Source organism: Synechococcus sp. PCC 6312, from assembly GCF_000316685.1.
In the GTDB taxonomy this organism is placed as follows: domain Bacteria; phylum Cyanobacteriota; class Cyanobacteriia; order Thermosynechococcales; family Thermosynechococcaceae; genus Pseudocalidococcus.
This window is the reverse complement of sequence record NC_019680.1, coordinates 1119432-1145584: the sequence shown is the minus strand read 5'-3', so window position 1 is coordinate 1145584 and position 26153 is coordinate 1119432. Positions and strand designations below refer to the sequence as shown.

Below are 26153 nucleotides of genomic sequence, written 5' to 3'. Positions count from 1 at the left end.
ACTCACTCACAGCAAAATACCTCCATTGTTTTCTTGCAAAATTCTGCCCCCAGATTCCAGGGCTAAGTACCGTTTAACCGTCCCAATCGGGTCGTTGGGCGGCACATCTAACGCCCCTGTCTCCCGTGTCCCCAGCCAGATTCCCGTCACCCCGGCATAAAAAGACCGCAAATCCAGCGTAATCGCCTCCCCCGAGCAAAGATAAACATCGCTGGTTCCATCGCCTCTGGCTACAAAAATCGCCTTGCCTGGAGTCCAATCACTATTGAGTAAAGTGTCGGAAATGGGAAAGACAATCTCCTTAGCCAGCCAATTACCCAAGGTAAAGCGGGCATAGAGCAGTCCCATCCGGCGGCAAGACTCTTGATTGAGGACATAATCCCCCAGGTCAATCGTTTTCGTGCGCTTATTAATCCCCGGCTCCTGATCCGGATAAACAATCTCCTCCTCGGCCATCAATTCCGATTCCTCAATCGTGTTCGGGTCGGGCATTAGGTCAGCTGCCGGGGGTAAGGCCTCAGCATTAGCAAAACTTTGGGACTGTTTTTGCCCGTCCGGGTCAGTCGAAACAACCGATTTGGCGTATTGTTCGGCGTTGATTTTGACGTAAGATTCCGCCTCAGACCCATCAAACAGCAAATCATAGGGCGTTCCCTCCTCGTTATCCACATCCTCAGGCCGGTTATTCAATCCCCTGGCGGCTTTGCGCCCTGTGTTACTGCCTTTAATCGTTTTGTCTAGTTCGTAGTTAACCGTCTTAACCGACAACCTAGCCCGCCGAGGCTGATAGATATTAAACGCCTCCGGGTCAATCAAGCCCGCCGGAATCCAGGTGGTTTCTCGTTCCTCAACTTTGGCTTTATCGGATTTGCGATAGGCGATCACCGAGTCCGCCCGTTCACTGACGATCAACTGATTCCCCACATCTAAATCTGGGAAGACCCGCTTGGCTTGGGTTCGGGTGGTCTTGGTGGTTAGCTTCCGAAAGGTTTGAAGGTCGCTGTCATCACTGCTGTAGAAGGTTGTTGTTGATCCCACCAAGGCCCCATCAGCATCAAATAACAAAACCGTTTGTGGCGGCGGGTCTTCCGTGGGTTTGAGGATTTTGCCCACCCCTGTCACCTTGACCTTACCGGGGAGCTTTTCTTTTTCCTCCCGAATATCCCGATATAACACCAGGGCTTCCGGCAACACCTCGAACAAGGCGGTTTCTGGGGCTAAGTTAATCCGGCTTAACCGCACCCGCTCCAGTTTGTCCACAGATACGGCATAGGCTTCCCGGTCTTGATTGGGGTTGCACCACAGCAATTTATGGGCATGGGCGATGACATTCCCTTTCCCGTCAAAGGTCAGTGGGGCAATCAACGCAGCGGACGGAACAGGGTCGCCTTCAACGGTGGAAAGAGTTAAATCCTTAAATTCCAGGTATCTCTGCACCACGTCTGCCAAGGGGGTTGATTCACCAATTTCAATATCACTGGCATCCGTAGGTGGATCGATCTCACGGGCAAAGCCGAGCTTATCCGTCAGCATCAGCGTAATCTGCGGCGGTTTGCGACCCTCCCCCGGACGGCCCAGGCCATCATCAAAATCAAATTCGTTAATCCTCAGCCTTGCGCCAAAGGGTAAATCCCGCCAGGTTCCTGTGCTGTCTTGAACTTGAATCCATACCAGGTTTCCCGGTGCAAATCGCCCAAAATTCACCCGTGGGTTAAGGCTTTCCCCGCCAGTTCCCCGGAGGGTTAGGGTTCCGTTGACAATCGGCGGCTCCTCCAGTTGGATTTGGTCACGGGTAATCTCAATCCCCTCAGGGCTAACTAAATTGCTCACGTCCCAAGGGCTACCGGAATCACCCTTATATAAAATCACTTTGAACTTACGGGAGGCGGTATTCAGCATCAGCGGGCCTCCAGTTTTTTCACAAAGCCTTTACCGGCCGTGATTCTGACGGTGACAAATTCCCCTAGCCCAAATGAACCGCCCAGGCTTTGGCAACGGATTGGCGGCTGTCCTTGAATGCTGACCCAAACCTTATCGCCCTCCAGTTTAGTGACGGTTCCTTTATAGATAAATCGCCCCTGTTGGACAAGGGTTTCTGCGATCTGGGTTGACCGGGCCTGGTTTCGCAGTTGGGAGAGGAGGGGTGAGGGATCCATTAGCTATCTCCCAAAAACAGTCCATACTCAATGCTCTCGAAATCGCTATTTTCTCTATCTTTCTCGATAATCTTGAAAGGAGAGACCCTTGAAGTGCGTTTATTTTTGCTACTGCCATCAAATTTTTCGGAATACAATTGACGAGCATTAGAATCCCAGTAAGAATACAAGGGCCTCCTATAGCTAAAAACTCTCCTAACGAAAAGCAAATCATTATCAGAAAAGGCGGATTCCTTTGACTCCGCATCCTGAGTCCAGTAAATTTTACTAAGATCTCTCTTGTAAAGGACTACTTTTGGCCCCAAATAAATCCGATCTGCCCCACCATGCCTTGAATCTAGCAGGCTGTCATAATATATCCGAGCCGCAAAGACTTCGCTATCACGCCTTGAAAAATATCCTAGAATTTCTTGACCATCAAGGGATGTAATATCAATCGTGGCCGCCGTTGATATCGTGGCAGTTCCACCTTTTAAGCTTACGGTAGAAAACACAACAGGGAAATTAAAATTAATCTCAGGGTAAGAACGGGTTAACTGAATACTTTCGACCCTTTTGAAATAAATCTCATCCTTTCCGCATCCTATAAAAGTGTGCGTCCATCTATCGCCCACTGTGTAAATATCACCTGGAGATGGGTCTCCGCCTATTCCTGTATTGGCTCTAGGTGGGTAGTTATAAACATAAGTCCATCGTAAATTGCCGTTTACATAAGCCCTGCAAATGAACCTGAAAATCCCATTTCGTGCACCAGTTGGGGCCTGAGTTCCTACTGAGATACATTCTTCGTTAAAGATATAGACCCAAAACTCGCTTCCGGCCCAATAACCTTGTGGTTCATAAAAATTTCGTATTCCCTGGCTTGAACCAGCACTCGTGTCAAGACTTTCAAGAGTCACTAATTCAATAAATTTGCCATTGTCTATTGAACAGTAGTATGTGCGGGCATATTTTGTGCCTCCCGGAATTGTTTGAACTACCTTGATAAATCCAACACTAAGCTCCTTGTCTCGGTTCTGCTCCTCAACCTTGACCCGCCGATATTCCCGCCCATCAAATGGCCCACTATCTACTGAACTGGTGTTTCTTAGCCACGGGTCTAGTTGCCGCATTCGCCGGACAATTTCAGTCGTTGCTACGGTGTCCCGTGTCTTTTGGCGGGTTTGGGCCAGGGACAGCAACATCGAATCCAGGCTCATGCCAGAATCTCCCGCGCCGTCATCTCAAGCTCATAGAGCCGTGCATTACCATCCCAAAAAATCTGATAGCGCGTTCCCATTTCTAGCCGAATTGCGAAGACAGCACAGAAATAGTCCATGCCGGCAATGTCCGGTGCATTCATGACTTCACCCACTTCTGTTCTGGTTTTGGGGGACGGTTCGCTCATGACCAGGCGATAGTCCTCTAGAATAATCGGCTCCTTTTCGGACTGCTGACGGCGGTACATCGCCCACAGGGTCTCGTATTTTTCTTGAGTCAGGAGTTGTAACCGCCAAGCAAACAACTGGGGAATCACAAACGCTGGGCCTTCCCAAACCGCCGCTCCAGAACTGTTTAGCTTGGTTTTTGCGAGATACTCCGGGTCGTCTTGCCTGTCATAACCGAGAAAGTCTAAGTAACCGTCGCCTTGCCCAGCCGCAAACTCAAAATTGGCGGCATCCAATGTCACGGTCAAAGCATCCTCATCCTCACCGTAGCTAAATACCTGAGTCGTGCCAAAGGGGTAATTAACGCTCGTCATAGGGCTAACACTCCCAACTGATTCCCACGGGGTAACTGGGGCGGCGGGTTGTTATTGGTCACATTGACATTGGGTCTGGTGGACACCGCACCGACTTGACCGGAAATCGTTTTGACAATCTCTTCCAGGCTTTTAAGCTGGTTGACGACTTCGGTTTGTGGAATCGCAATCACCGGCCGCACCTGGGACACAGACGGCAACGGCGGCACACCTTCAACCCCCACCAACGGCTGCAAGGGGGCAATCGCTGGGGTTACTGGTGAGCGAGGCAAGGGAGCAACGCCAGCACTTACAGGGGAGGCTCCTAAAGCACCCAAAGGTGAACCCTGAAGCCCAGGACGCTGGAACGGCAACCGCTCTCGGGTTTGGTCATTTTGGAGAGCCTCCCGCCGAATCTGGGCCGTTTGCTGAATTTGCGTTCCCTCTTGCTGGGCGAGAGTGACCAGGTTTTCAGCTTCGGCCGCTTGTTGTCGGGTCAGGTCTAGGAGTTCTTGAGCCTGTTTAATTTGCTCTGGGGTGGCTTCCGGATTGAGCTTCAGTTTTTCCAGGGCGGCTTGCTGGGAGACCACTTCGGACTTAGCCTTGAGTGCGGCAATTTTGGCTTCAATTTCTAAACGTTTATTCGCCCGAATCTCGGCCTGAATCTGGAACTCAAGCTCCCGCTGAGCCGCCAATTGGCTGGCTTGAATGGCTTGGAGCTTCAGGTCTTGGATCTGCTTCTCTTTGCGCTCAATCTGATCCTGAGAAGCCCCCGCCTTTTTCAAGGCCTCCAGTTCAGTCTCAGCCGTAGCCGTGGCCAGATCAAATCGGCTCTTAGTCAGACGGTCTAGGGCCTGTTGCAGCGATACCTGGGATTGAAATACTCGCTCCTGCTGCCCAGCCAGGGTAATCAGTCGTTCGAGGCGTTTGGCTTGCAGATCCGCAGACCTAGCTTGCAACTGTTCGGCTTCGGTGATTTTCTTGATAATCAGGTCACGAAGCTTTTGCTGTTGCTGGAATTCGTTTTCGAGTAACCGTCCCGTAATCTCTGCCAGCTTTTGTTTCTGGGCGGCAATAGCTTCAGCGTTGTTTCCCTCGGCGGCTTCCAGTTTGTCCAGTTTCTCCTGTTCGGCCTTAAATTCTGCCTCAGTGCGCTCACGGGTGGATTGCAACCGTTTACGCTCGGCCTGGTCTTGGCGAATTAAGCCCTGGTTCAGGAGTTCCTGGATTTGGTTTTGTCGCTCCTGTTCTGCTAGTTGCAACCGTTGCAGGGATTCTTTAGTGACCTGTTCGATTTCGGCAATCCCCTGTTTTTGTTGTTGGGCTTCGTTTTCCAATAATTGCCCGGCCAGTTTGGCGGTCTTGAGCTTGGCATCTCGAATCGCTGATTCCCGCTCATCAGGGTCGCCCTGGAGAGCCTCAATCTTAGCCAGGTTTTCCCGTTCAAAGGCAAGTTCCTGTTCAATTCGCTGCCGTTTAGATTCCAGTTTCTGGCGTTCAATCTCGTTACTACTCTCCAGTCCTGCATTGGCTATCTCAGTGATCCGGTTTTGTCGCTCTTGCTCCTCAAGCTCAAGGGTGGTGGAGAATTTCTTGGTCAGCCGTTCAATTTCCTTAAGGGTGCGCTCTTGCTCTTTTTGAAACGACACCAGCACCTCAGTTCCGGTCGCTGCCCCAGCCAAGGCCCGTCTGAGTTCCTCTAGGACGGTGATTTGCCGCTGCACTTCCTCTCGGTTGGCTCTGCCCTCAACAGTGGAACGGCGTAGGGACTCAATTTGAGCGTCAATCTTTTTAATCTGCTCACCAATCTTACCTGAGGCTCCGGCTGCACCACTGGCCAGCTCACTCTGCAAGCGTTCGGTCTCCCTGACAATCGCATCAGTGGCATCCCTTGCCTTTTCCACTATGGGGTCAAAGTTATCGCCCAACTCAGCGATAGAGACTCCCAATAACTTGAGCAACAACCTAATTCTGGGGTCTGAGATACCGTTAACCAAGGCTCTAAAGAACCGATCAACTGATTCCTTGCCAAGCCCAAAGGTGCTGGTGATTGACCGGCCAATGTCAGCAATGAGCCTTGGGAACGAAAGCACCGCATCCACCAGAATCGCAATCCCTCGAACAATGGCCTGTAAGGTCAACGAAATGCCGGAGAGCAATGCCGCCGCCCCTTTCAGGACAAAGGGCAATAGGGTCAGGAGGGTTTGGATTTGCGGCCCAATCAGTTGAGTCAGCAGGGCTTGCCACTCAAAAAATAGTTCGATAATTTGCCCAATCGCCGCCCCCAGGTCACGCAAACCGTTCTGAATCGTGCCATCTGCCCACAGCGCAACCAATCGTTCTTGGATGGGGGCTAGGGCTGCTTCTAACTGAGAAAAACTGTTCCCCAGGCTGTCGCGAATTGAGGCCCCAATATCGTCAAACAGGTTAATCACTTCCCGGAGGAACTCAGTGATTTGCTCGGACTTGCTGTTGAGGAACTCAAAAATATCGGCTAATGGCCCCAGGATTTGCTCTCGCAGTGGTGCACCCAGCTCCAGGCCCAGTAACTCCACAAGCTCTTGAATGTTGCTGGTGATCCCGTCAATACTGTTTGCGGCAAGTGCATTCCCGGCCCGGAAGGCGGCTAATTTCTCCCGCAAAACATCGTAGAGCCGCCCTTGCTCTTTCAGGGTTTTCACCTGATCGTTGGTCAACCCTAGGGTCTTGGCCAGGATGGAGTTTTGGTCAATCGTCCCTTGGGCAATTGAGGTAATCTCTTGGCGGGCCTGGAAGAGCGGAATTCCGAGGGTTCCGAGGGCGGCAGCAAAGTCTAGGGTGAGGTCTGCGGCTTGGTCTAGGTTGATGTCCAGTTCCCCCGTCTGCCCAGCAATAATCTGGTAGCTGTCTACTAACTGCCCAGAGGTGACACCCACCAACTCCAGGGAGCCTTTACGGATTTTGGCTAGGGATTGCTCAATCAAAGGGGTAACGGCGGTAATCGCCTCGGTCGGGTCGGCAATCTGAAACCCGTCCTGAAACACTCGGTTGGTTGCCGAAACGCTGGCGGCTGTGCCTAAGATTTGCTGTTGCAGGCGTTCGTTTTGCCCAATCAGAAGGTCGTAGGCAGGCCTGGCAGCAGCGACAATCCCCTGGAGTGCGCTAATCACCAGGTAATATTTGGCAGCCAACTCCTGAACACTTCCCACCAGACGAGTATTCACTGTGTCCAACTGTTGGATCGATTGCGCTCCTTCCTGCCCGGTTCGCTTCAGTTCGTTCTGGAGTTGCCGGATTTCGCCCACAGTCCGGCCTGTGCCCTCTGCGGAAAAGATCAGCCTGGTTTTCAGGTCAGCCATTGGGCATCCCTCCGGTCAAATCTGCCAAGGCTTTTTCCTGCCAGGCCTTCTGTTGTTTTTTCTTGCGGTATTCGGGGTCTGCGGATTTCTCCAACTCAGAGCGAGCCGTGAGGATTTCCAGCAAATCGTTGGCGGGTAAATTCAGGTCAGAAGCCAGCTTGAGGGCATCACCCAGGCTTTTTTCGTGGGTAGCCAGAGATGCCAGGATTTCGTGGAGCGTGGCGGGTTCATCGGTGGGTTTTGACGACTTGGGTGGCTGGTTTAGCTCAGTCAGCAAGCCAGGCCGGGTCTCTCCTTCCACAACCCTGACAAAAAGCATTTCCTCCAACATGGACATGGTCAGCCAATCTGGGTCTAGTCCGTTAAGAATCAGGCAACGGTCGCAGTAGTGCCGAAAGCGAGTATCGGTATCGTAAAGCTCGGCCACAGTGGAAAGCTCCGGTAATTCCTGAAGTCGCTGTTGAACCTGCTGCAACCGCTCAAAAAACTCCTGCCGCCCAATCAGCGAACACCCCGCCAGGCCACGAATCACGCCACAGCGGTCTTCAAATTCCAGGCGGGGGAAGGTGGCAAACATCAAGACCTCAATCGAGGAGAAAACTAGGGCAAGCGGTAATACTGCACTGGGGTACGGTAGCCACTGGCCACGTTGCAATCAAAGGGAATTTCAAAGGTAGGAACGTCGTCGGTTTGCAAACTGGGGGAGCCAGAGCGGGTCAGGCTAGGAATGTGGATAAACACCCCGTTGGGAAATTCCGGCCCGTAGCCCTTGCCAATAAACGAGACTTCGCCAATCTTGATTGCATCCGGGGCTTTGCCAATACTGGGGATACTGGTAAACGCCTTATCCACCACATAGGTAACACTTGCGCCCGCCAGGCCAGAGTGAAAGGTAATCGAAGTGTCAGTGTGGTCAGCCTCAAACTCCCGTGCCGCCAGTGTCCCGCTTTCCGCGACCAAATAACCCGCCTCGCCCCAACTCCCCCGATCCGTCACATAGGCCTTGACTGAACTGGCAATCCCAGCCGAAGAAATGTCAGCATCCGTAATCTTGAACGGGGTGGCCGGCACTGTCACGGTCTTGTAAATCGGCAAAGTGACGTTGACATTGGTCGCCAGTTCATCTTGGGCTAATTGGAGGTGGAACCAGTCGAGATACTGGAACGCAAGCTGCAAGGTTGTTGTCCGCTTGCCGATTGCGCTGGAAACGTTTTCTTTCACCCCGTCAATCCAGGCCTCGGCCTTTTTGTTTTCCGTCTCCACATTCAAGTTAAATTGACTAAACTTGCCCGGAATCATCAACTCCTGAGCAATCGCAGTCGCAGACAAACTGCGGGTAATTAGGGCTAACCGACCGACTCCACTAAGCATTTACCGCCTCCTTGAGATGAGATTTTTTAACCACTTGAAACCCAAAAATCACGGCATAATGCCAAATCGACTCACTATCCAACTGCAAAAAACCAGACCGGATAAAATACAGCGGCTTGTCTTGCCCTGTGGGGATTAGCCCGTTCACCAACTCTTCCACCTGGTCAATCAGGTTGGCGGCTTTGCGGTGGTTGTCGTCCTGAAGCTCTAAGTGAACCTCAAAGCTCATAGAAAAAGGCTGAATCAGGGGTGTGCCGTGAACAGGCAGTGACAGCGGGGCCTCGGCTGTTTCGCCAGTAAACCCGACAGAAACCTGGCCCACGTCAAACACTTCGCCCGACTTGCGGCTTTCCTCTGGGCAATCCACCACAAACACGCCCAACTCCTGCAAGGGAGCCAAGGCCGCCACAATATCCTGCTCAATCGCGGTTCGCAGCCCCATCTAAAACCACCTCAGGGCTTGGTCTAAGGGTTCTTCGTCCAAAGATTCAGCCGTCCCGTAAACAAGGATTGGCTCGGCCGTGGCCGGTTTTTCTTCAGCATCCGCAGCAATTCCCAGCGTGGCCTCACCCTTGGCTAGTTGCTTCAGAAACGTCATCGCTTCTTCCCGCCGTTGCTTGACCTCTTCCCGTTCCCGTTTATTGTCTAAATCCGAGCGCACCAGGTCGCAACAGAAACTCACCAAGACTGGGGGCACTTCCGGCAAGGGCAACTGGTTTTTGACGGCAATAAACGCATCCATCACCCGGCTTTGTCGCTCAATCGCAGATTCCAGGCGTTCCGAGTTAATTTCGGTTGCCCCTGGCAGTCCGGTATTTGTCAGCCGGATCAACTCAGGCTCACCAAACCGAGCGATTAAGTCCTCAGCCGTGCAGTAGTTCATCGCCGAGCCACCTTATCCTTGAACCCTTGACCCGCCCGAAACACAGGCTTGTGAGTAGCCGATATCTTGATACTTTCACCCGTCTGGGGATTGCGACCCTCACGGGCCTGGGCAAAAATCGGCTTGAACGTACCAAATCCGACCAATTTCACCTCAGAGCCAGCGGCCACGGCATTTTGGATGGCATCCAAGACGGCATTGAGGGCAATTTCCATGTCTTTTTTCGTAAACTCAGCAGCCTCGGCCGCCACTTCGATTAGTTTGGACTTATTCACCGCTTTCTCCTTGGGCTGTTGGTTTGGGGGCTGGCCGTTTCCGGGGGGTGGGCTGTTTTTTGGGCGGGGCTTCGACTGCCATTTCGACCTCGGGTTGTTCAGGGGTTTCTTTTTCTTCGCTTGCAGAATCAGTCCCAAGGGTCTGATTAGCTTCTGGGAGAATTTCAATCACCCCCAATTCCGCTAACCTGGCCTGGATTTCTCGGGGTAGCTCCACTTCCACGCCAGGGGCGTAAAGCGTGCCGTTGTGGTGCAGTTGGCTCAGGACTTTGGAATTTGCCATCTTAGGCCACCGCATCCTGGAAGAAATAGCCACAATCAGGAGCTGCGATCACTTCTTTAACCGATTCGCCGACCCGCTGAATCACGCCACCTTTCAGTCCGATATGGGGGTCTTGAATCGTCCCGGCAACCCGTTGTCCGTGTTGGGCGGTAAACGTAAACGTAATCCCCCTGGTGTAAGCCGCCAACGGCTTGAGATACAGCAGAGCAATATGCTTGCCCCAGAGGCGGGTCATTGATGCGGACTGTCCCCTTTTCGCAGAGTTCAGCCAGCTTGCGCCAACTATCACCCGATCCACTTCCAGAAATTCTGCAACTTGCTGACGAGTGACGGATTCACTGCTGTTTTTGCCATTAATCGCGCTAACCACAGCAGGATTGCGGCGAAACTTAGTCCAGGTATTTTGCCCAAACACCGCTGTATTGGCCCTCATGACCATTTCGTCGAGGGCATTCAGCATCACATCAATCGGCTTGGAGTCGGGGTGGGAAAATTGACTGGAACCAGCTAGGGTCTGTCGCTGGGCGCTGGGGTAGGTATTGAGATTAAAGACCAGATCCGCCACGCGTTTTTCGCGGTCGATCTGAATTAACTCGGTCAGCATCTCGGTTGAATAGGATTGCGGGTCGTAGCCCTTAGGGGCGTTCTCAATATCCTTTTGGGGGATAGGGTCATCTAGCCCGTAATCTTCACAGGAAGACGTTTCTTCTGTGGTTGCGAACTCAACCTGATTTGGGCGAGACGTGCGACCGACACGGGTGTCGACTATCGTCATACCGTCTTCCAGTTTGTGTTTTTGCCACTTAAAAGATTCCTCGGTAACTGGAATCCGGGGGCTAATAATGTCAGCAATCATGGCCTGGTTGGTATAAGCCAGGGCAATCGCCGTGTATTGGGGTTGTTCAACAAAAGGGTAGTCTGCCATTGGTTACTCCTAGGCGAAGGTAATTGCGTTACTAACTTGGATCGACCCGTTGGGGAAGACCACAACCAGGTAAACCGTGGGGGTTCCCGTATCGGTGATGTTGATGTCAAACACCCCAGAGGCATTGGTCACTGCCGTGAAAAATCGGTCAGCCACAGGTTCAATCAGCAGGCCATTGGTGCCAATCGCCACCCCACCACTGGGGGCCGTTGCCAGAGTTGCACCCGTGTTAGCTCCAGACAGATAGCACTGCACCGCTCGCCGGGTTGCCAAGTTGGTGTTGTCGGCATTTCGCAGTTGCACCGAGACGTTGATGATATTGCTGGACTCCGACCCAATCGTGAACACGCAATTCGCCGGGGCATTGTCCAGGACGTTGATTTCAGCAGGGGAAGCCGTCAGGTTAGACCCCACATCCACCCGGCTCGGGTTGATCAGCACATAGCCAATATCGCCGGCCACGCCAGACACGAAGGCCATTCCCACCGAGTAGTCGCCATCCCCAGCCGTTACCGCTTTGCCGTCAGCGTCAGTTGTTAAAAGCTGCCCACGGGTAATCGTCCCGCCATAGTCAACTTCTTCAATCCAGGAAAGTACGACATCGGTTCGTCCGGCTTGACTTCTGCCCCACTGAGACACCCCAATCAACCGCTGCGATGGGGAACTAGCTTGCTCCGCATAGCCGTCAGATGCGCCCATTGCCATTATTCGCCGGGGGGCGACGGGACTGGCTGAGTCGAAATTTTTAATCAGGCCTGGGGTTTTCATGTTTACTTGTCCTTCCCAATAACGTGAGCAACGGCCGTAACAGTCGAAATTTCAATGCCCTTAGACCGCTGTTCTTGCTGGAATTCGATGGCCGCATTGGCAATGGCTTGAGCGTCGTCGGCTCCCACCACAGCCCCATCGCCACCCGCAATTTCCGAGAATTCGATTTGCTCCGGCAACGATTCCAGAAACCGATCGAAAAACGCGACCGGGCTGTAACTGCCTTGGCTAAATTCCAAATCCCCAGGCCCCGCTGCCGCCCCAATCGCCGCTCTAAATTGCACCAGGTCATCCTCCCAGGCCGGGGGAATCTTCTTACCCACCAACGGCTGAATCACCGCCAACGACTCCTGCCGCAACGCAAACGCCAATTCCTTCTCTGCCAGGGCCTGCTCCCGTTCTTGCAGGGCCATACTTTCAATCACCGCCCGGTCGTTTGCGTCCATACCCTCTCCCGTAATCTCAAAGTCCAAATCCTCATCGCCGTCGGCGGCCGCAAATTCTGCGCCCTCATCGTCCACGCCCGAAATCACCCACATATCCCGGTACCATTCCTCACCCTTGGGCATCAGGGAATAACCGAAAACGTCTTTACCCGTCTCGAACGTGCCTTCGATGCCTTCGCCTTTGCGCTGCCAGGTAATGTTCTCGATTGCGTCTCTGTAATTCCGCTCGCCACTCCTCAAGATTTCTTTGACCAGGATGGGGATAATCTTGTTGAGTTGCTCTGGCGTGGGGTTTTCGGGCAGATTAACCATTACTGATTCCTCCCTAAGCGGCGTTCAGCACGACGGTATTCGGCGGCTGCACGTTTAACCTCTGAGCTATTTGCTTGCTTGATCGCTGCCGTGCGGGACTTCTGATTCGCCTTGCTATTTTTCTTGCCAGGCCCTGCAATTAAGTCTTCAAATGCCGCAGCTTCGGTTCTGGACTCCTGCCTCTCGTCTTTGTTTTTGACTCCGATTCGAGAAAGCTGCCGCCTTAAATACCCGGCGTAACTTTTTGCTTCACTCCCCAAGGCACTCGGACACCGCTTCGTCCGGGAAATACACCCCGCCCCGCAACTCCAGCCCTTTTGACACTTCTTCTTCTTGCCAGCACCAGCACCTTTCACGGCAAATTCAATCTCCACAGACGCTTCTCCTTCAGGATTAAATTGGGCAAACTCAGGGCCTGGCAAATTCTCCATCGCCTGGGGACTCACCCCCAACAGGGCAACGTGCCGGAGGTAATATTTCCCCGGCTTGGGATTTTGCGGGTCGGTTGGCGAGAAAAACTTGGCTGAAATCTGCGCAATCCGGCCCTCTTTGAACCAATCCAAAATCTTGGGGACATAACGGTTGGACTTCGCCTTGAGAACGCCGTTTTCCAGTACCACACCTTCAATCAACCCAAACGCCAATTCATCGGACAATTTCTTGTTTTTTAGGATTTCAGCCTCATCCAGGCCCTTCAGGTCGTGGGAAATCACAATCGGGGCCCGGCGCAGGGTGGGGTCGTATTCCCGAATACCCTCAATTTCAGAATCGCCAAACGTATAGGAGCGGCCGTTAGTGGCCGGATGGGTGCCTTTGACGAGAAACGGTAATTTAATCGGCTTCATACCCCTAAAATCCCGCCCCGTCCCCGTTTCAACAACAGGACAAATGTCTAAGGATCGGGGTTTTGCATACAATACATCAACGGAAAATGCCCAAAGCACACCCTTCCATAAGCAACCCTGATCTTTAACCCCTTGACGGTTCTGGGTTTGCGGGTTTAACGTTTAGATATGCAAGGGGACACACCCCGACGCCGGAAACGGCTTCCACGGCTCAGACCGTGACCCTGATAGCCAGGGTGTCCTAGGGAGAGGGGCAAGAAAATCTCCCACCCAACCAAAGCCGGTAGCCAGTCCGCTTGTAAAACCGGGGCCAAGTATTTTCCAAGGGTTCCAGTCACCCGCTCCACAAAACAAACGACTGCCTCTACAGTTTTTGAGATTTTCACCATGTTTGATTTACTCTACGCAGGTATTGATGTCGCCTTCGGCATTGTTGATATTGCTTGCTCCACCGCTCGTTTCGCCATTGCCGCTGCCGTTGTTATTCACGAGGCCGGTCAAGCCACCATCCAAGCCGGTCGGGACGCTCGAGTCGTTTTCGACAATTGGGTTGACACTCTCGAAGCCAACGCCCACGGCTGCACCGCCATCACCGTCGCTCGTTCCGCTATTGATACCGTAGCCATTACCGTCTTTCCCAATTCCTACGCCTTAGCTCCCGTAGCCATCGCTGGGTATCTTCCTGCCTACGAAGAAGAAGCCGTGGCCGTAGATTGCGAAGTGGTTCGTCCCACTCCCAGAACTGACGCTCTCAAAGCCTTATTAGCTGCCGAGCATCACAACTTCTGCGAGTTAGTCGCCACCACTGCCCAATTAGTCGCTACCCAAGAAGCCAATCTCAACGCCCAATACGCCGCCATGAACATTCGGGAATTAAAAGCCGCCGCCAAAGCCGCCAAGGTCAAAGGCTACTCTCGGATGACCAAAGACCAGTTAGTTGCTGCTCTCACCGCCTAATCTCCCACCGGCTGGGAGCCTGATCACCTCTCGGCCCCTTCCCTACACACCACTACCCAAAAGGATTTTCACAATGGACATTCAACAACTCGACAACGAAATCTTAGCCGCCAAAGAAGCCCTGAAAAAACTGCGCCAGTACAAGCGGCTCTTACTCAAAATCGCAGCCGAAAAAGCCGAAATTGCCACCCTTGAAACCGCCCCCTTGGGAGATACCCCACCAGAAGCCCCCATAACCGCCGTCAACGATTTAGACACTACAACCCCCGCCCAAACCGATACAACCGCCCCAGTCCCCGATTCCACCCCAAATCCTGACAATCTGGTTCTTTTTCCCCACGACGACCTAAGCAATCTCACGATTCGCCAGTTAAAAGCCTTAGCCAGTAGCCACAAAATCCCCCGCTATGGCCGCCTTACCAAAGACCAGTTAATCGCCGCTCTTGCCGTAACTTTCCCCCTTGGGGGTTGGGGGTTAGCTGCCTAATTCCAACAATTCACCGCAAATACTTCTCCCTGGAGCAATCTGGGGAGTTTTTGCTATTCGCCCCGCACAACTGCCACAAACTCGGCAGGCAAATTGCAAGACTCGGCCAAATCAGCCCAGGCCTGGCGATCCTCAGTCGTTGCCCCGCCCGCCCCACAAACCGCACCAAACACCAAGCCAAACGCTGTCACACCATTGGTACTCACCTGAGACAGAGCCGCCGGAAGTGCAATTGCTGCCGCTGGAGCCACCGATAACGCCGCCCCTTGAACCTGATTCAGCCGCACATCAGACAAAATTGCCCCGTTGAACCCATCCCAATTTGGCGGTGCGGTTTCAGGCTCCAATCCTGCCACTAAAGTTTCAAAATCTTCTTCGGCTATTGGTGTTTGAAAATCGCCTTGAGGAACGGCGACCGCACCTCTTTCTGGGTTTTCGGGGTCATAAAAAATCACAACAAAACGTCCTCGTAACCGTGGATTTGAAAAGTGGTTTGGGCACTGCCGGATTGATAAGTGCCACTCCGGCGAAAATACAGTTGCCCACTCGTGTTTGTCGTGCGGACAATCTCCGAAACAGTCCCCCCACCCGTCGCAATCCCCGAGTACGAAGCATCCCGGCGATGGCCAACGGTGGCGCCAAATGTGCCCAGGGTTGGCCGGGCATCAGGGATAGTCCCTGTCAGATTACCGCCCAGTACCAGCACCAGTAAATTTGATGAATCCGCAGGCCCGCCGCCCAAGCTGAGTGTACCGTGCGCCCGCACAGAAAGACCTGTGGGAACAGGCAGCACAATCAACTCGCCGCTTGTGCTGACCGCATAGTTGTCGAGGGCGCGAATCCTCGTAGCAAACTGGAAATAGCGCCCAAACTGAGCAAAGGATCTGTTTACGCTGGACACCCGAGTGAAACTGCCCACCCGTCGCCACCAGCCAAACCCAACGGGCAAAGTCGGAGTCAAGGAGTTGCTGAAAATTGCATTGGTCAAGCCAGAAACCGAGTTGAATATCACAAACGCATGGTAAGTGCCATCGGCAACCGAGCCAGCATCCAATCCGCCTTGATTTGTTCCCAAGGCCCAGCTTGCGTCAATCTGCTTGGTAATTGGCGCAGGAAAAACGACGACTCGGCGATCCCCTGCGGCATTTTGCAAGACCGACCGGCCTGCCGAAAAGTCAAGATCGTTGGCAGTGTCGCTGGAATTATTGGAAATCGTGATTCGGTCTGCCTCCAAAAGAGAAAGAACCGGGGACGCAACAATCGGGATACCAAAGCCCTGCATCTATCCCACCCTCAAAAACTGAACCGTGACCCGAGTGTTACTGGTATCCTTGCGCCGGATTTGCCACTCACTTGAGTTCGCTAAACAGGGCAGTAAAACGGAAGAATTGGTCGGCAAATCAAACTCGGTGGCTGCCTCCCCCAGGCGGTAACTAATTGTCGCCCCCGTCACATTTTGCAGGGTAATTTGGCTACAGGCCCCAGCGGCGAGAGCCGTCCAATCTGTTCCAAGGCTGGCGGTTTGAGTGGGGCCTGTGGAAATCAACGAAACAACCGGATTTAGGCTTCGACCCTCGGAATTAACGCGGATTGCCTTAGTTGTTCCCTCTGGTGTAACTCCCTCAAGTAATGTCATACCCTTCTCCAGACTGTTCCCCCAGTCAACTCCCTAATCCTCTGCCCAACAACAGGACAAAAGTCTAAGACAAAAAGTCCCGGACAATCTCGCCGATCTCTGCCTCGTCCTCGGCTGTCACAAACAAAAACGGCCGGGCTGGGATATTTTTGGTTCCAAATTGCTGATACACCGAATGCTTCGCCCCAGAGCCAATTTCTACCTGCTGCGAATTGGCTTGATAGGTAATCGTCCCCAGTAATTCCCCATCCTGCTGCAACTTCCGCTCCTTCTTGCGTTTACGTTGCTTGTGCTTGATGGTCGCCTCTGCCAGTGGGGCCCAGGCCTGCCCATCCAGTGTTGTCACCGCATCCTGGGGTTGTCCGAGTTGTCGAATCCGAGTCCGGGTTTTCATGTCCATGTGGGCCCCAATATCGGCAAGCATTTCTCTGGGGTTCCCTAAGCGGTTGGCCTGTTGATTCAGGGCGTTCTGAACCCCAGAATCTTCAAAGGTGACTCGGATGGTGGTCATTACGCTGCCAGTTGCGGGGGCGTTAAAACCTGATCGCTAAAGCGTTTGCCCACCAGGTCATACTCATCCTCAAGCAAAAACTCCTCAACATCCTCGTAACGATTGCTTTCAAGGATGGACTTATAGTTTTCCTTGGGGTCGTAAATTTTATAGTTGCCTTTTTGATCTGCCACAACCATCAAAACATAGGGAATGCGAGATGTGGCATCGACCCAAGTTTCAATAAAGACCCAATCAGGTGGCAGGCTTGTTTCGAGGGACGGCATGGTATTCTCCATCTTTAACTTTCAGTTCGGCATAATATAGCGATTGCCTCTCCCCATCTGGGGCAATTCTATACCCAATAGGCTCTGGGTAGCCAAGTCCATAGCGGTCATGCCCCCGCACAGTACCAGCAAATTCTCCACGAGCAAGCAGGTCAGACTCAACCCGACTCATTGTGGCTTCATCCAAGAAAACATGGGCCGCCTTCCCTTGTTGCAAAAGTTTTTGAGCATCTCTGCCTTGAGGTAAATGACGGCTTACAAACCTCGAATTTCTCACAATTCCAGGAGGAGGAGTTCTACCAGCCATCGTATTTCCAGCCCGAATCTGTCCCTGATTTGTACCAGATAAATTACTTGGCCCTTGGACTTCTGCCATTATCTGCCCTTGCAACGCCGGGTCTAACCGCTTCAGAACCTGTTGCCGCCGTTGCTGGATATTGGACTGGCCAGGCACATAATCCCAGCCCGCTCCCGCCTCTACCCTTGCCGCCAACATCGTTCCCGTTTTCGGGTCAAAGGCTGACATAATCCCCCCGACAATCGGCGGAATATCCGGCTCGTCCTTACCCAACCGCCGCAAATCCCGCTCTGACAAACTCACCACCTGGCACTGACAGCCCCAGTCCGCGGGAGGGTACATAGTCTGCCAAAACGGGTCGTCAGCCCGAAAAACTTTACCGTCTAACGCCAGGTGCAAGGGCCTTGGGTTGCGAGTATCGCCGTGCTGCCACCCCCAGTAGGGACGGCGTTTTAACTGGCTTGGCTCCGTTTGCTGCTGATGTCGCCCCGCCGCATAAGCCGTTCTCAGGTTCGTCCCGTAAATCAGGTTGGCTCGCCAATCCCGACCGCCTTTATAGTCCCAGCCCCTGGTCGCCACAATCTGGTCAAACTGTTGCAAAAAATCCGCCCGACTCATGCCCTCAGCAATGGCTTTCTCCACCGCCTCTCGAAAATCCTGGAGAATCGCTCCCTTGGCCCCGGCCACCACAAACTGAGTGTCATGCTGCTCCTGCCAAATGTCATCCCAGCGATCCGTATCGGCGTTGACCTTGCCTCGAAAAAACTCAATGGCATCGGCAAAGGGGAGACGGGCGTAATTAACCTCAGGCATCCTGTGCCTCAAACGCCCCGGCCCAACTCGCTGCCAGCATCGCCTCACCCATGACCGCTGTCAATTCCTCCCCCTGCAAATCCGGGTAGAGGTCATAAAGTTTGGCGGCAAATTCCGGCAGGTCGGTGGTGTCTTCTAGCAGTTCCTTAATCTGGTCAGTCCAACCCCCAATCACCTCACCGGCCGAGTCCCGCAACTGGGCTACAAACTGGTCAGCAGTGGTAGGCTCAGGAGCGTCAGGGGCCGCAAATTCGGGTGAGTTAATATCTTCCACCCCAGCAATCGGGCCAAACTCCCGCTGCCACTGCCCCTTTTCTTGCCACAGCCGATAGGTGTAAAGCCCCCGTCCATCCCGAAACTGGCCGGTAATTTCACCATTGGCAACGGCAAACGTCAGGCCATCGGTTTTACCGCCCCAACCGCCAAAACCCTCTGCCAAAATTGCTCGAATCAGCACCGGGGCAATCTGTTGGAACTGTTGGGGCGTGACCGATTCAGGTAGTTTAATCTTCATCCTCGTCCTCCCAATCATCAACAAAACCAGGCTCCTCACCATCGCGGGCAGCCATTCGTTTCATAAACTCCCTGTTTTGGGCATTACGCTTATCAAGGGTCGGGCAACCTAACTTCTGACAAATCTCTTGCTCCACTTGCTTGGGATTTAGCCCGTGGCGTTTCAGCATTGCCTCCACATCCATAAAGTCGTAACCGATAGAATTTAGTCCCATCAAATACTTGCTGGCCCGGCGATTTTCAACAGCCGCCTCTTGTTCATCCAGCATAAAGTTCCAGCACTGGATCAAGGCTCGATAATTCCGCTTCCAGCCCTCAACATCATCATCCGGGGGGGCAACAGTCTCGCCCCGCTGATTAACCAATCCGTTTTCAGCAAAAAACTTTTTTAGATTTGCGTCCATTCATATCTCCTTAAATCGTTTTTCCACGGGGAGAAACCCGCTCATCTTGAATTTTTACCTTGGCGCGATTAAGCAACAGTCGGTAGCTCGAATCATAGGAAACGCCGGAAATATCAACCATGTCGTAGCCTTTAAGAACTGCAAACCGGCCGGAAATGCCGGCACTGCCTTCATCGCCCCACATCACCCGCTCCGCCCATTTCACTTTCTGATCAAAATCAGCTTGGGCTTGGTCAGAGAGCTTATTGCGTTCTTTAGTTGCCCACTTCCCAAACGCCAACTGAGTCCGCTTGGTTTCAGTTTTCAAGAGGCTGTCCTTGACGGTTGCAAAGCCATCCTTGGGCATCATCTTGACAACCCCGTGGCCATCATAGCCAACAGCCGTTGAGTGGGCGTTTTGACGGTCAAGGCTATCATCCCCTTTGGCAATGGCCGTGTAGAGTCCATGCCCATAAATCCCGTGCATACCCAAGGCTTCGCCAGTCTTTAACTGAGTAAATCGAGCATCGAAGCTGGCACGTTCACTTGAGAATCCTCGATAAAGAACGTCCTTACCTGTAGCCAGTTCTCGCTCCATTTCCTGCCTGGATATCACCTCTGGCAAGTCGCCAAAACCCGTTCGGGTCTGCATTAAAACCGAGAGAATCGGGTCGGGCTTATTAAAGTTACCCGGAGTTGTTCCGGCTCTAAAATCAATACCCACATCTCCACGTGCTACGTCAACATAGGTCTTAGCCCAGGCCTTGGCATCTCGATAAATCGCCTCAGACTCGGCCACCACTGTCGCAAAATCGTTGTTTTTAATCGCCTCAGCCAGTCGGTCTGTCCCTGTTACCGGAATAGACGGCGGGGTTGGCGCATTTGTTGCAGCCTTGACTTTCTTGGCTCTCGGCTTCTTCGGCGGTGGAGTTGGAGCAGGGGCAGGTGGAGCGGGCAAGGTCAAAGTAGAGGGTAAATTCTGCCATGCACTCGGGGGTGGGGGAGTTGTGGGGGTCGAAGCGAGTCCAAGCCCTTGTGCAACAGTTATGCCCTGGGCTGCTTGATTTTGGGCAGCACTGAGAGTCCCCCCTGTAAGTGTTTGCGTCAACACCCAACCCGCAAAATCCGAAGCCTGGCCTGGCAAAGGAGACTTACACTTTTTGGTCGTTGAAATACAAGCATTTTTACAGGGATAGCCCTTACTGCACTTCTTCTGGGCAAACTCCGGCTGCTCAACCAACCCCTGAATCTGGTCAATCAAGGCACTGAACGCTGCATCCCCCTGCTGTGGGTCTTGAGGTTGCTGAGTATCTTTCGGGGCAGCGCCATCACCCCCTAACGCCCCCTGAAGCTGAGAATCCAAGCTTTGCTCTTGGGGTGGCTCCTCGACCATTGCTTCAGCCATCTCCGGCGTAATTCCAGGGATCGTATTGACCAGGATTTGCCGCCCCGCCGTAGCTGTAATCTGTCCTCCAGCCACCGCCGTAATCACCTGCACCAGGCTGGGGAGCAACGTCGCTGGCACGCCCGCCCCATCACCCTTCTCACCCGCCCCAATAAAGCCCTCGCCATACTGGTCTTTGACATAATCCAGAGTCGGAGCAAAGCCAAGCCCAATGATTTTGGTATCCCGGTCGGCCTGGGTATTTGGGTCGGGGTCGTTCTCGATTTTGCGATAGACCTGGGGGGGCACAGCACCGGGAAAGTTCCAATGGGTGAGCCACTTCACCACTTGCCTGTTAAACGAGCCACAGACTAAATCGCTATCGGAAATCACCAAGTCCTGCCGGACATCATGCTGCATCTCACCCCGATGCTGGCCTGCCACGCCCTCCGAGGTTCCCACCTGTCCCAGTACCACCTTGGCGATGGACTCATCCATCCGGTCTTGAAAATCACTGTAGGAACTGGCTGCGGCCGAGGCTTGCAAGACCTCGACCATCATCCCCTCAGGGATTGCCGCCCCGCCCCCAGACCGGAGTTGCTGCATCGCTTCCTTCAGGGTTTTTACCTGGGCCAGCGTTGCCCCCGGTGGATATTTGCCGATTAAACTGCCCCCGGCAAACTTATCTAAATACCGCAGTTCCAGCCTGACTTGCTCCCGCTTAAACAGCACAGGCCAATAGAGCCAACTGCCTAAACCACGCCCATTGGGGTCGTCACTGTGGTCGCCGCCGGTATTGAACACCCAAAACTTGCAGGGGGGCAGCGGTTCACCGTAGAGGCTCTTTTCACGGGTGAGCAGCCGCAAGCCAAAATTCTTATCCCAAACAAACCGCTTCCGGTCACGGACTCGAATCCCGTCTTTCGTATCGTCCAGGATGATTTGCTTGCCATCCCGAGCAAACATGCACTCAGCTACAGAATGGCCGTAAAACACGCCGTAGAGTTTCTTATCGGTGATGTCATCCCAGTTGATCGAGTCCAAAACTGCCCGGATAAAGTCCGCCGCCATTTTCTCGGCCCGGCCGGGTTCTTGATTGGGCCTGGAACCGGGAGAAACTTCCCAACGATAGCGAGTCACCGCCCGCCGCCGTTGCTGGAACGTGCTGTGAACCTGCCAATCCTCTAAAACCTTGTCGTAAATCTCCAGCCGCCCGTGCCCCCGCAACCGCACAATCGGGTCTTGAGAGTCGAGCAATTCCCCCAGCCAACTCCGGGTAATGTCCCGCTCGCCGTCAACGGTGGCAATTTCAGAGAAACTAGGGGCCTTGACCTGGACGTGAGGAAACATTACCAACCCCCTCCGATCAGCGACAATTCATCAGCCCAGCCGGTCAAATCCGGGGCATCTGGCTCTAAAGCGTGAAACTCAATCGGAGCCGCCGGGGAACTGGCTGCCTGAATTGCCAAGGCCAACGACCAAAAGCGGTCAGCGTGGCCCTGGCTATCTGAATCGGCATCAAACCGCATCGCTCCTGTTGGGGTGACAATTTTCTTGATTTTGTGCAAGTCTTCCCGCAGTTGCGGGTCAATGGGGATGCGGATTTTGCGGTCTTCAAAGGCTTCCTTAATCCCATTAGCCAGCACCAGCTTATTGGGCGTAGTAAACAAAATCCCCTCGACCCGAAACTCGCCAAACAGCTTCTGATATCGGACAGTAATATCCTCACCCAGCCCCGTCTGGTCAATACACAACCGCCCCACCCGATACCGCTCAAACAGCCCTACAACAATCGCCTCCCGCTCGGCATAACTGGGCCGCCGCTTGGCGACAATTTCCCGAGACCACAGGACATCCCCAACTGGCTCCAGCACCGTGGCCACCCACAAATCCCGGCGCACCGCTAGGTCTAACCCCAGATAAACCGGCTGATGGGTGTAGAGGTCAGGCTTGCCAGCATCCGAATGCTCAACGGCATTGATTAGCTCATAGGTCAGCCACGCACTCGCCTCATCTAGCCACTCCAGTTCAAACTCCTGGCTCCAGGAATCCGGGTCATTCAAGGCTTTGCGGAGTTGCTCAATATCACGGGGCAACCCATCGGCCACGGCTTGATAAATATCAACTCGGTGCAAGCTCCAAGGCGTTTCATCCCGTCTTTCCTCGGCAGCGGTAACTAGCTCGTAGAACTTATTGCCCTTGCCGTTGGGGGTACTGGTGATTCTGAGCTTCAGGCCTGGCTTGGAAATCACCGGAAACAGGGCCTGCCAAATTGCCCGACTGTCTTTATGGAAAGCAAATTCATCTAAGAAACAGTTAGCGGAAAACCCACGGGCCGTGTCTGGGTTAGCCGGGAGAGCCGTAATTTTTGAGCCACCGGGAAGCTCAACCTCCAGAGCCTTAAAACTGCCCTCCCAGTCGTAATCGTGGGCCTCAAATAGGACATTGAGGAGCTTCAAAAACCGCTTCACGCCCTCATCCATCGCTTCCTTGGCCTGGCGTTCTCCCCGGCTAAGGATCACCCATCGGGCCCGCCCCCCTTCTGCTTCCGTTTTCAGGCAGTCCAGCACAATCTCCAGGCAGGTGGTAAACGTTTTGCCAGTCTGACGAGAAAACATCCCAATCTTGAAGCGGCTGGCATCGGTCAACCATCGCTTCTGATAGGGGTAAAGCTCAATCAGGCTAGAGGATTCCAATCAGTTCCTCCATCACCACTCGCAGGGTTTCCGGGTCAAGCTTTTGGCGGGTTTTCTCCAGGTCTGTCAACTTCGCCTCAACCTTATGCTTTAGCTCCAAATCCGTTTTCCGAGAATTACTGAGACCGTTCTTTGCTGCTGCCAAATCTCGCAAGGCCCGCGTTCTATCCTTCGGACTCAAATCTTCCGAGCGGAACTCCTCAGCGGCAAAGAGCAACTCGGCCAGCAAGATTCGCTCACTTGCCTCCAGCAGCCCCTCCGTTTCCCCCGCCGCACAGACCTCCCCCGCAATCTGATAAGCCTCCCGTTGTCGCTCCAGGCGTTCAAAACTGCGAAATTGCCGCCACACCGCCGTTTGGGACGGAAACGGACTGAGGGAATTAGCAAGGAAATAATCACACACGGCCTGGTGCCAATCCTCAACCGGGCGATGGCGCAAATCCGGGAATAGATTGCGAATGGCAGAACGGTGAGTCTCAGGAAGTTGGTCAAACCAAGAACGCTGCATGGCGAATCCCTACAACACAGCGGGGCGGCGAATCCCAGGCGGGCAAGCTACTCGATATTCAGCCACATCCCGGCCATAGGCCCGAATCGAATACTGGCGACGGTCTAACTGGTCAGCCTCGTAGCGGACTAGCCCCAACTCCTCCAAATAATCCAGTTCTGACCGCAATTCGGTATCCGTCACCGGCAACCCAGCGGCAATCAGGTCAAAACTAAGCGTGGACTCTGCCCGGGGCCGAGACGGGACAATGTTGAGGATGGACAACAGCCGCCAGCGAACATCCTCCGTATGGGCATTTTGCAGGGCCTGGTAACTATTAGCCATTTTTGCGCTCCATCAACAGGTCAATCTTGCGGTGCAACCCTTCGAGCTTTGCGTCCACAGCGTTGGTATTGCGGATAAAATCGTCAATTTTCAGGTAGTGGTTGGCAATATGCAATTCCAGTTCCCGGTGCTTCAAGTCCAGGGACGAAACGGACAAATCCAACTTGTCAATCCGGTGATCCACTGACCGCACCGACCGAGCAAAGGCCCAGCTCACCGCCCCCGCCGCTAAAGCACTCACCAGAGAGACAGCAATCCCCACCACTGCCACCTCAAACCCCATCAACTGAGCAGGAGGTACAACCGCCTGGGATGGAGGCACAACCGCAGCAACCAGAATTGTGGACTTCATTCTGCGAGCACCCAATCCTCGGCCAGCAAATCAGACTGCGATGCAACCCACGGCACAAACTGACGATCCGCCGTGAACATCATCAAATAGGGTCTAAACACGCAGACTGTTCCCACGGGCAGGCCAGTGGCATCAGCGGTGTTTTGGTTAATTGCAACCCCCTCTGGATAGCCCGCCTGCAAGCACACAAACATCCCCTTGCCATTCCAGCCTTCACGAGCTAGCCGATATCCTTCTTTCAGGAGTTCCAAAGCCTCGGAAAAATTGTAAATACCACCCATCTTTAGTTACCTCAATCAAGAACGCCAAATTGCCAAGAACGAATAAACTGCACACACTCGGCATAGGTTCGGACTGGCTGCCCGTAGCGTCCAGGCGGCAAACTCGCCCACTCCCAACTGAGCCGATTCAAGGCCGACTCAATCTGGATGCCGGAGTCAATAAGGTTCAAGGCTCCCCGTTTTTTGTCGATCAGCCACAATGCCGCCTGGTCTTGACACTCTGGGGAAAAGCTAGGCAATCCCAAGGCTCGTTTCGCCTCGTCCCAAGTTGTGGAGAGGAACTGATACCGTCCCGCCGCATCTGACCGCAACCGACCACTGCCTTGGATTTGCCGGGGATGGTCAGCGTACCCACTAAATAGCTTGTGAGTAAACATCACCCGATACTGCTCTTCTCCGGGGTGCTTGCCCGTTCCTTCTGCCCACGCAATCAAATCGAGCCAGGCCCGGCGAGTATTGTTTATCGGATACCGCAACCACGGCTTACCCGCAACTCCCGCAGGATTACGAGCAAAGTTCAGGTATTGATAGCCCCTAGCCTTGAGTAACCCTTGTCCATGATCTACGACTAGCCACTTCGGCCGGGCCTTGGCAAATAACCAACCCAGAATAGTTTGGAGCGTGGGCATTTTTTGGGCCACCGGACAACCCGCACTCCCTGGGGAGGTCGCAAAGTTTGAGTCCAAATGAATCCCAAAATCACCCCGGTTATTCACCCGATACTCTGGCAGGACTTCTAGGGGGATCCAAAGCCGACCAATCCCAGGCCCCCAATCCCCTTGCGGGTGCTCTTCTGGTTGCCCAATCTTATAAATACCCTCAGGAATCGGTCTCAGGCTCCCCGAATAATCCTGGCGAGGGTCAACCAACTCTTGCGCCCGAGGTGCGCCGGAAAACACCGGAACTTGATCCACCCGCTTACCGTTATTGACCAAATCCAAAGCAAAAACCCGTAACCGCCCCCGGATGGTGTCTTGCCAACGGTCAGTCGGCTTCAGAATGGCTTCAATTACGTTCATTACACGGCCCCCTGCACCCGTTGGGCCACCCGTTCAGCCAACGCCATCGGGTCAACTGCCAACAATTCCGGGTGAGCTTTTTTTAGCTCCGGGGCTATCCCAGGGTCTTGCAATTCGCTTACGATCAGGCTTTTCAGGACTAACCCAGCTTCGTAGAGTTGGCTACCCGTTGCCGCCTTAGACCCAATCGGAGCCGCCGCCCGGAAACTATAAATCTGCCAAAACTTAACCCCCAGAGCCACCGCCCGTCTCAAGGCTTCTTCCGGCTCCAAACGCAGTCCCACCCGAAAAATGCCGTAGCCACCGAGCAACACCCCGGCTCCCAACCCAATCCCAAATACCAGTGGCAATAAAAACTCTTTCACGCAGCTTGTCCTCTCAGGCTTGCCCCCATCTTGTTCGA

General features: G+C 53.6%; 33 protein-coding genes. 2 read left to right on the top strand and 31 right to left on the bottom strand.

Annotation, left to right across the window (positions count from 1 at the left end):
* Positions 1–6: 6 nt before the first annotated feature.
* Genes SYN6312_RS05740 through SYN6312_RS05670 form a run of 15 tightly spaced genes read right to left on the bottom strand, consistent with a single transcriptional unit; the run spans position 7 to position 13322 of the window.
* On the bottom strand, positions 7–1899 hold the full coding sequence (locus tag SYN6312_RS05740) for a hypothetical protein (protein ID WP_015123912.1): 1893 nt from the start codon (positions 1897–1899) through the stop codon (positions 7–9).
* On the bottom strand, positions 1899–2156 hold the full coding sequence (locus SYN6312_RS05735; protein WP_015123911.1) for a hypothetical protein: 258 nt from the start codon (positions 2154–2156) through the stop codon (positions 1899–1901). Before SYN6312_RS05735 ends, SYN6312_RS05740 begins: the two co-directional genes overlap by 1 nt.
* A complete protein-coding gene (locus SYN6312_RS05730; RefSeq protein WP_015123910.1) occupies positions 2156–3355 on the bottom strand; it encodes a hypothetical protein in 1200 nt (399 codons plus the stop codon). The genes SYN6312_RS05735 and SYN6312_RS05730 overlap by 1 nt, the downstream gene beginning before the upstream one ends.
* On the bottom strand, positions 3352–3897 hold the full coding sequence (locus SYN6312_RS05725) for a hypothetical protein (protein WP_015123909.1): 546 nt from the start codon (positions 3895–3897) through the stop codon (positions 3352–3354). Before SYN6312_RS05725 ends, SYN6312_RS05730 begins: the two co-directional genes overlap by 4 nt.
* Positions 3894–7214: a hypothetical protein gene (locus SYN6312_RS05720; RefSeq protein WP_015123908.1), complete on the bottom strand. Its 3321-nt coding sequence runs from the start codon at positions 7212–7214 to the stop codon at positions 3894–3896. Before SYN6312_RS05720 ends, SYN6312_RS05725 begins: the two co-directional genes overlap by 4 nt.
* Positions 7207–7791, bottom strand: coding sequence for a hypothetical protein (locus SYN6312_RS05715; RefSeq protein ID WP_015123907.1), 585 nt, complete (start codon positions 7789–7791; stop codon positions 7207–7209). Before SYN6312_RS05715 ends, SYN6312_RS05720 begins: the two co-directional genes overlap by 8 nt.
* 23 nt (positions 7792–7814) lie before the next feature.
* Positions 7815–8585, bottom strand: a complete 771-nt coding sequence (locus tag SYN6312_RS05710; protein WP_015123906.1) for a hypothetical protein — start codon at positions 8583–8585, stop codon at positions 7815–7817.
* A complete protein-coding gene (locus SYN6312_RS05705) occupies positions 8578–9027 on the bottom strand; it encodes a Gp37 family protein (protein WP_015123905.1) in 450 nt (149 codons plus the stop codon). The genes SYN6312_RS05710 and SYN6312_RS05705 overlap by 8 nt, the downstream gene beginning before the upstream one ends.
* Entirely contained in the window at positions 9028–9468 is a 441-nt protein-coding gene (locus SYN6312_RS05700; RefSeq protein WP_015123904.1) for a DUF1320 domain-containing protein, read from the bottom strand.
* A complete protein-coding gene (locus tag SYN6312_RS05695) occupies positions 9465–9743 on the bottom strand; it encodes an HU family DNA-binding protein (protein ID WP_015123903.1) in 279 nt (92 codons plus the stop codon). The genes SYN6312_RS05700 and SYN6312_RS05695 overlap by 4 nt, the downstream gene beginning before the upstream one ends.
* Complete coding sequence (locus tag SYN6312_RS05690; RefSeq protein ID WP_015123902.1) at positions 9736–10026, bottom strand: hypothetical protein; 291 nt, start codon at positions 10024–10026, stop codon at positions 9736–9738. Before SYN6312_RS05690 ends, SYN6312_RS05695 begins: the two co-directional genes overlap by 8 nt.
* A 1-nt stretch (position 10027) precedes the next feature.
* Positions 10028–10951: a hypothetical protein gene (locus SYN6312_RS05685; protein ID WP_015123901.1), complete on the bottom strand. Its 924-nt coding sequence runs from the start codon at positions 10949–10951 to the stop codon at positions 10028–10030.
* Between the two features lie 9 nt (positions 10952–10960).
* Positions 10961–11719 (bottom strand): hypothetical protein, encoded by a 759-nt coding sequence (locus SYN6312_RS18240; protein WP_015123900.1) that lies wholly within the window; start codon positions 11717–11719, stop codon positions 10961–10963.
* Positions 11720–11721: 2 nt separating this feature from the next.
* Positions 11722–12477, bottom strand: a complete 756-nt coding sequence (locus tag SYN6312_RS05675; protein ID WP_015123899.1) for a hypothetical protein — start codon at positions 12475–12477, stop codon at positions 11722–11724.
* Positions 12477–13322 carry a hypothetical protein gene (locus SYN6312_RS05670; RefSeq protein WP_156804742.1) on the bottom strand — a complete coding sequence of 282 codons (846 nt, stop codon included), beginning with the start codon at positions 13320–13322 and terminating at the stop codon, positions 12477–12479. Before SYN6312_RS05670 ends, SYN6312_RS05675 begins: the two co-directional genes overlap by 1 nt.
* 387 nt (positions 13323–13709) lie before the next feature.
* Between SYN6312_RS05670 and SYN6312_RS05665 the strand changes: the two genes are divergently transcribed.
* Complete coding sequence (locus tag SYN6312_RS05665; RefSeq protein WP_015123897.1) at positions 13710–14279, top strand: Rho termination factor N-terminal domain-containing protein; 570 nt, start codon at positions 13710–13712, stop codon at positions 14277–14279.
* 73 nt (positions 14280–14352) lie between these two features.
* Entirely contained in the window at positions 14353–14766 is a 414-nt protein-coding gene (locus SYN6312_RS05660; protein WP_015123896.1) for a Rho termination factor N-terminal domain-containing protein, read from the top strand.
* A 53-nt stretch (positions 14767–14819) separates the two neighbouring features.
* Here the strand turns inward: SYN6312_RS05660 and SYN6312_RS05655 are convergent, their stop codons facing one another.
* The 16 genes from SYN6312_RS05655 to SYN6312_RS05580 form a co-directional block, all read right to left on the bottom strand.
* Complete coding sequence (locus SYN6312_RS05655; protein ID WP_015123895.1) at positions 14820–15221, bottom strand: hypothetical protein; 402 nt, start codon at positions 15219–15221, stop codon at positions 14820–14822.
* Positions 15218–16048: a hypothetical protein gene (locus tag SYN6312_RS05650; protein WP_041430644.1), complete on the bottom strand. Its 831-nt coding sequence runs from the start codon at positions 16046–16048 to the stop codon at positions 15218–15220. The genes SYN6312_RS05655 and SYN6312_RS05650 overlap by 4 nt, the downstream gene beginning before the upstream one ends.
* Complete coding sequence (locus SYN6312_RS05645) at positions 16049–16402, bottom strand: hypothetical protein (RefSeq protein ID WP_015123894.1); 354 nt, start codon at positions 16400–16402, stop codon at positions 16049–16051.
* Between the two features lie 64 nt (positions 16403–16466).
* Positions 16467–16913 (bottom strand): phage virion morphogenesis protein, encoded by a 447-nt coding sequence (locus SYN6312_RS18235; RefSeq protein WP_015123893.1) that lies wholly within the window; start codon positions 16911–16913, stop codon positions 16467–16469.
* Positions 16913–17179, bottom strand: coding sequence for a hypothetical protein (locus SYN6312_RS05635; protein WP_015123892.1), 267 nt, complete (start codon positions 17177–17179; stop codon positions 16913–16915). The genes SYN6312_RS18235 and SYN6312_RS05635 overlap by 1 nt, the downstream gene beginning before the upstream one ends.
* Positions 17148–18290, bottom strand: coding sequence for a phage minor head protein (locus SYN6312_RS18230; protein WP_015123891.1), 1143 nt, complete (start codon positions 18288–18290; stop codon positions 17148–17150). The genes SYN6312_RS05635 and SYN6312_RS18230 overlap by 32 nt, the downstream gene beginning before the upstream one ends.
* Complete coding sequence (locus SYN6312_RS05625; protein WP_041430642.1) at positions 18283–18804, bottom strand: DUF935 family protein; 522 nt, start codon at positions 18802–18804, stop codon at positions 18283–18285. Before SYN6312_RS05625 ends, SYN6312_RS18230 begins: the two co-directional genes overlap by 8 nt.
* Positions 18794–19207 (bottom strand): hypothetical protein, encoded by a 414-nt coding sequence (locus tag SYN6312_RS05620; RefSeq protein WP_041430641.1) that lies wholly within the window; start codon positions 19205–19207, stop codon positions 18794–18796. The genes SYN6312_RS05625 and SYN6312_RS05620 overlap by 11 nt, the downstream gene beginning before the upstream one ends.
* A gap of 10 nt (positions 19208–19217) precedes the next feature.
* Positions 19218–21920, bottom strand: coding sequence for a DUF935 family protein (locus SYN6312_RS18225; protein ID WP_015123890.1), 2703 nt, complete (start codon positions 21918–21920; stop codon positions 19218–19220).
* Positions 21920–23266 (bottom strand): terminase large subunit domain-containing protein, encoded by a 1347-nt coding sequence (locus tag SYN6312_RS05610; RefSeq protein ID WP_015123889.1) that lies wholly within the window; start codon positions 23264–23266, stop codon positions 21920–21922. The genes SYN6312_RS18225 and SYN6312_RS05610 overlap by 1 nt, the downstream gene beginning before the upstream one ends.
* Complete coding sequence (locus SYN6312_RS05605; protein WP_015123888.1) at positions 23253–23774, bottom strand: hypothetical protein; 522 nt, start codon at positions 23772–23774, stop codon at positions 23253–23255. The genes SYN6312_RS05610 and SYN6312_RS05605 overlap by 14 nt, the downstream gene beginning before the upstream one ends.
* Positions 23775–23783: 9 nt before the next feature.
* A complete protein-coding gene (locus SYN6312_RS05600; protein WP_015123887.1) occupies positions 23784–24098 on the bottom strand; it encodes a hypothetical protein in 315 nt (104 codons plus the stop codon).
* The gene (locus SYN6312_RS05595; RefSeq protein WP_015123886.1) at positions 24091–24450 is read right to left on the bottom strand and encodes a hypothetical protein; all 360 of its coding nucleotides are present in this window, start codon (positions 24448–24450) and stop codon (positions 24091–24093) included. Before SYN6312_RS05595 ends, SYN6312_RS05600 begins: the two co-directional genes overlap by 8 nt.
* Positions 24447–24731 carry a DUF2829 domain-containing protein gene (locus tag SYN6312_RS05590; protein WP_041430639.1) on the bottom strand — a complete coding sequence of 95 codons (285 nt, stop codon included), beginning with the start codon at positions 24729–24731 and terminating at the stop codon, positions 24447–24449. The genes SYN6312_RS05595 and SYN6312_RS05590 overlap by 4 nt, the downstream gene beginning before the upstream one ends.
* Before the next feature lie 11 nt (positions 24732–24742).
* Entirely contained in the window at positions 24743–25750 is a 1008-nt protein-coding gene (locus SYN6312_RS18220) for a glycoside hydrolase family 104 protein (RefSeq protein ID WP_015123885.1), read from the bottom strand.
* A complete protein-coding gene (locus SYN6312_RS05580) occupies positions 25750–26115 on the bottom strand; it encodes a hypothetical protein (RefSeq protein ID WP_015123884.1) in 366 nt (121 codons plus the stop codon). Before SYN6312_RS05580 ends, SYN6312_RS18220 begins: the two co-directional genes overlap by 1 nt.
* Between the last annotated feature and the right edge of the window lie 38 nt (positions 26116–26153).

Bases quoted from the DNA above. Each gene is read 5' to 3' on its own strand.
- SYN6312_RS05740 (WP_015123912.1), bottom strand. From the start codon at position 1,899: ATGCTGAATACCGCCTCCCGTAAGTTCAAAGTGATTTTATATAAGGGT.
- SYN6312_RS05735 (WP_015123911.1), bottom strand. From the start codon at position 2,156: ATGGATCCCTCACCCCTCCTCTCCCAACTGCGAAACCAGGCCCGGTCA.
- SYN6312_RS05730 (WP_015123910.1), bottom strand. From the start codon at position 3,355: ATGAGCCTGGATTCGATGTTGCTGTCCCTGGCCCAAACCCGCCAAAAG.
- SYN6312_RS05725 (WP_015123909.1), bottom strand. From the start codon at position 3,897: ATGACGAGCGTTAATTACCCCTTTGGCACGACTCAGGTATTTAGCTAC.
- SYN6312_RS05720 (WP_015123908.1), bottom strand. From the start codon at position 7,214: ATGGCTGACCTGAAAACCAGGCTGATCTTTTCCGCAGAGGGCACAGGC.
- SYN6312_RS05715 (WP_015123907.1), bottom strand. From the start codon at position 7,791: ATGTTTGCCACCTTCCCCCGCCTGGAATTTGAAGACCGCTGTGGCGTG.
- SYN6312_RS05710 (WP_015123906.1), bottom strand. From the start codon at position 8,585: ATGCTTAGTGGAGTCGGTCGGTTAGCCCTAATTACCCGCAGTTTGTCT.
- SYN6312_RS05705 (WP_015123905.1), bottom strand. From the start codon at position 9,027: ATGGGGCTGCGAACCGCGATTGAGCAGGATATTGTGGCGGCCTTGGCT.
- SYN6312_RS05700 (WP_015123904.1), bottom strand. From the start codon at position 9,468: ATGAACTACTGCACGGCTGAGGACTTAATCGCTCGGTTTGGTGAGCCT.
- SYN6312_RS05690 (WP_015123902.1), bottom strand. From the start codon at position 10,026: ATGGCAAATTCCAAAGTCCTGAGCCAACTGCACCACAACGGCACGCTT.
- SYN6312_RS05685 (WP_015123901.1), bottom strand. From the start codon at position 10,951: ATGGCAGACTACCCTTTTGTTGAACAACCCCAATACACGGCGATTGCC.
- SYN6312_RS18240 (WP_015123900.1), bottom strand. From the start codon at position 11,719: ATGAAAACCCCAGGCCTGATTAAAAATTTCGACTCAGCCAGTCCCGTC.
- SYN6312_RS05675 (WP_015123899.1), bottom strand. From the start codon at position 12,477: ATGGTTAATCTGCCCGAAAACCCCACGCCAGAGCAACTCAACAAGATT.
- SYN6312_RS05670 (WP_156804742.1), bottom strand. From the start codon at position 13,322: ATGAAGCCGATTAAATTACCGTTTCTCGTCAAAGGCACCCATCCGGCC.
- SYN6312_RS05665 (WP_015123897.1), top strand. From the start codon at position 13,710: ATGTTTGATTTACTCTACGCAGGTATTGATGTCGCCTTCGGCATTGTT.
- SYN6312_RS05660 (WP_015123896.1), top strand. From the start codon at position 14,353: ATGGACATTCAACAACTCGACAACGAAATCTTAGCCGCCAAAGAAGCC.
- SYN6312_RS05650 (WP_041430644.1), bottom strand. From the start codon at position 16,048: ATGCAGGGCTTTGGTATCCCGATTGTTGCGTCCCCGGTTCTTTCTCTT.
- SYN6312_RS05645 (WP_015123894.1), bottom strand. From the start codon at position 16,402: ATGACATTACTTGAGGGAGTTACACCAGAGGGAACAACTAAGGCAATC.
- SYN6312_RS18235 (WP_015123893.1), bottom strand. From the start codon at position 16,913: ATGACCACCATCCGAGTCACCTTTGAAGATTCTGGGGTTCAGAACGCC.
- SYN6312_RS05635 (WP_015123892.1), bottom strand. From the start codon at position 17,179: ATGCCGTCCCTCGAAACAAGCCTGCCACCTGATTGGGTCTTTATTGAA.
- SYN6312_RS18230 (WP_015123891.1), bottom strand. From the start codon at position 18,290: ATGCCTGAGGTTAATTACGCCCGTCTCCCCTTTGCCGATGCCATTGAG.
- SYN6312_RS05625 (WP_041430642.1), bottom strand. From the start codon at position 18,804: ATGAAGATTAAACTACCTGAATCGGTCACGCCCCAACAGTTCCAACAG.
- SYN6312_RS05620 (WP_041430641.1), bottom strand. From the start codon at position 19,207: ATGGACGCAAATCTAAAAAAGTTTTTTGCTGAAAACGGATTGGTTAAT.
- SYN6312_RS18225 (WP_015123890.1), bottom strand. From the start codon at position 21,920: ATGTTTCCTCACGTCCAGGTCAAGGCCCCTAGTTTCTCTGAAATTGCC.
- SYN6312_RS05605 (WP_015123888.1), bottom strand. From the start codon at position 23,774: ATGCAGCGTTCTTGGTTTGACCAACTTCCTGAGACTCACCGTTCTGCC.
- SYN6312_RS05600 (WP_015123887.1), bottom strand. From the start codon at position 24,098: ATGGCTAATAGTTACCAGGCCCTGCAAAATGCCCATACGGAGGATGTT.
- SYN6312_RS05595 (WP_015123886.1), bottom strand. From the start codon at position 24,450: ATGAAGTCCACAATTCTGGTTGCTGCGGTTGTGCCTCCATCCCAGGCG.
- SYN6312_RS05590 (WP_041430639.1), bottom strand. From the start codon at position 24,731: ATGGGTGGTATTTACAATTTTTCCGAGGCTTTGGAACTCCTGAAAGAA.
- SYN6312_RS18220 (WP_015123885.1), bottom strand. From the start codon at position 25,750: ATGAACGTAATTGAAGCCATTCTGAAGCCGACTGACCGTTGGCAAGAC.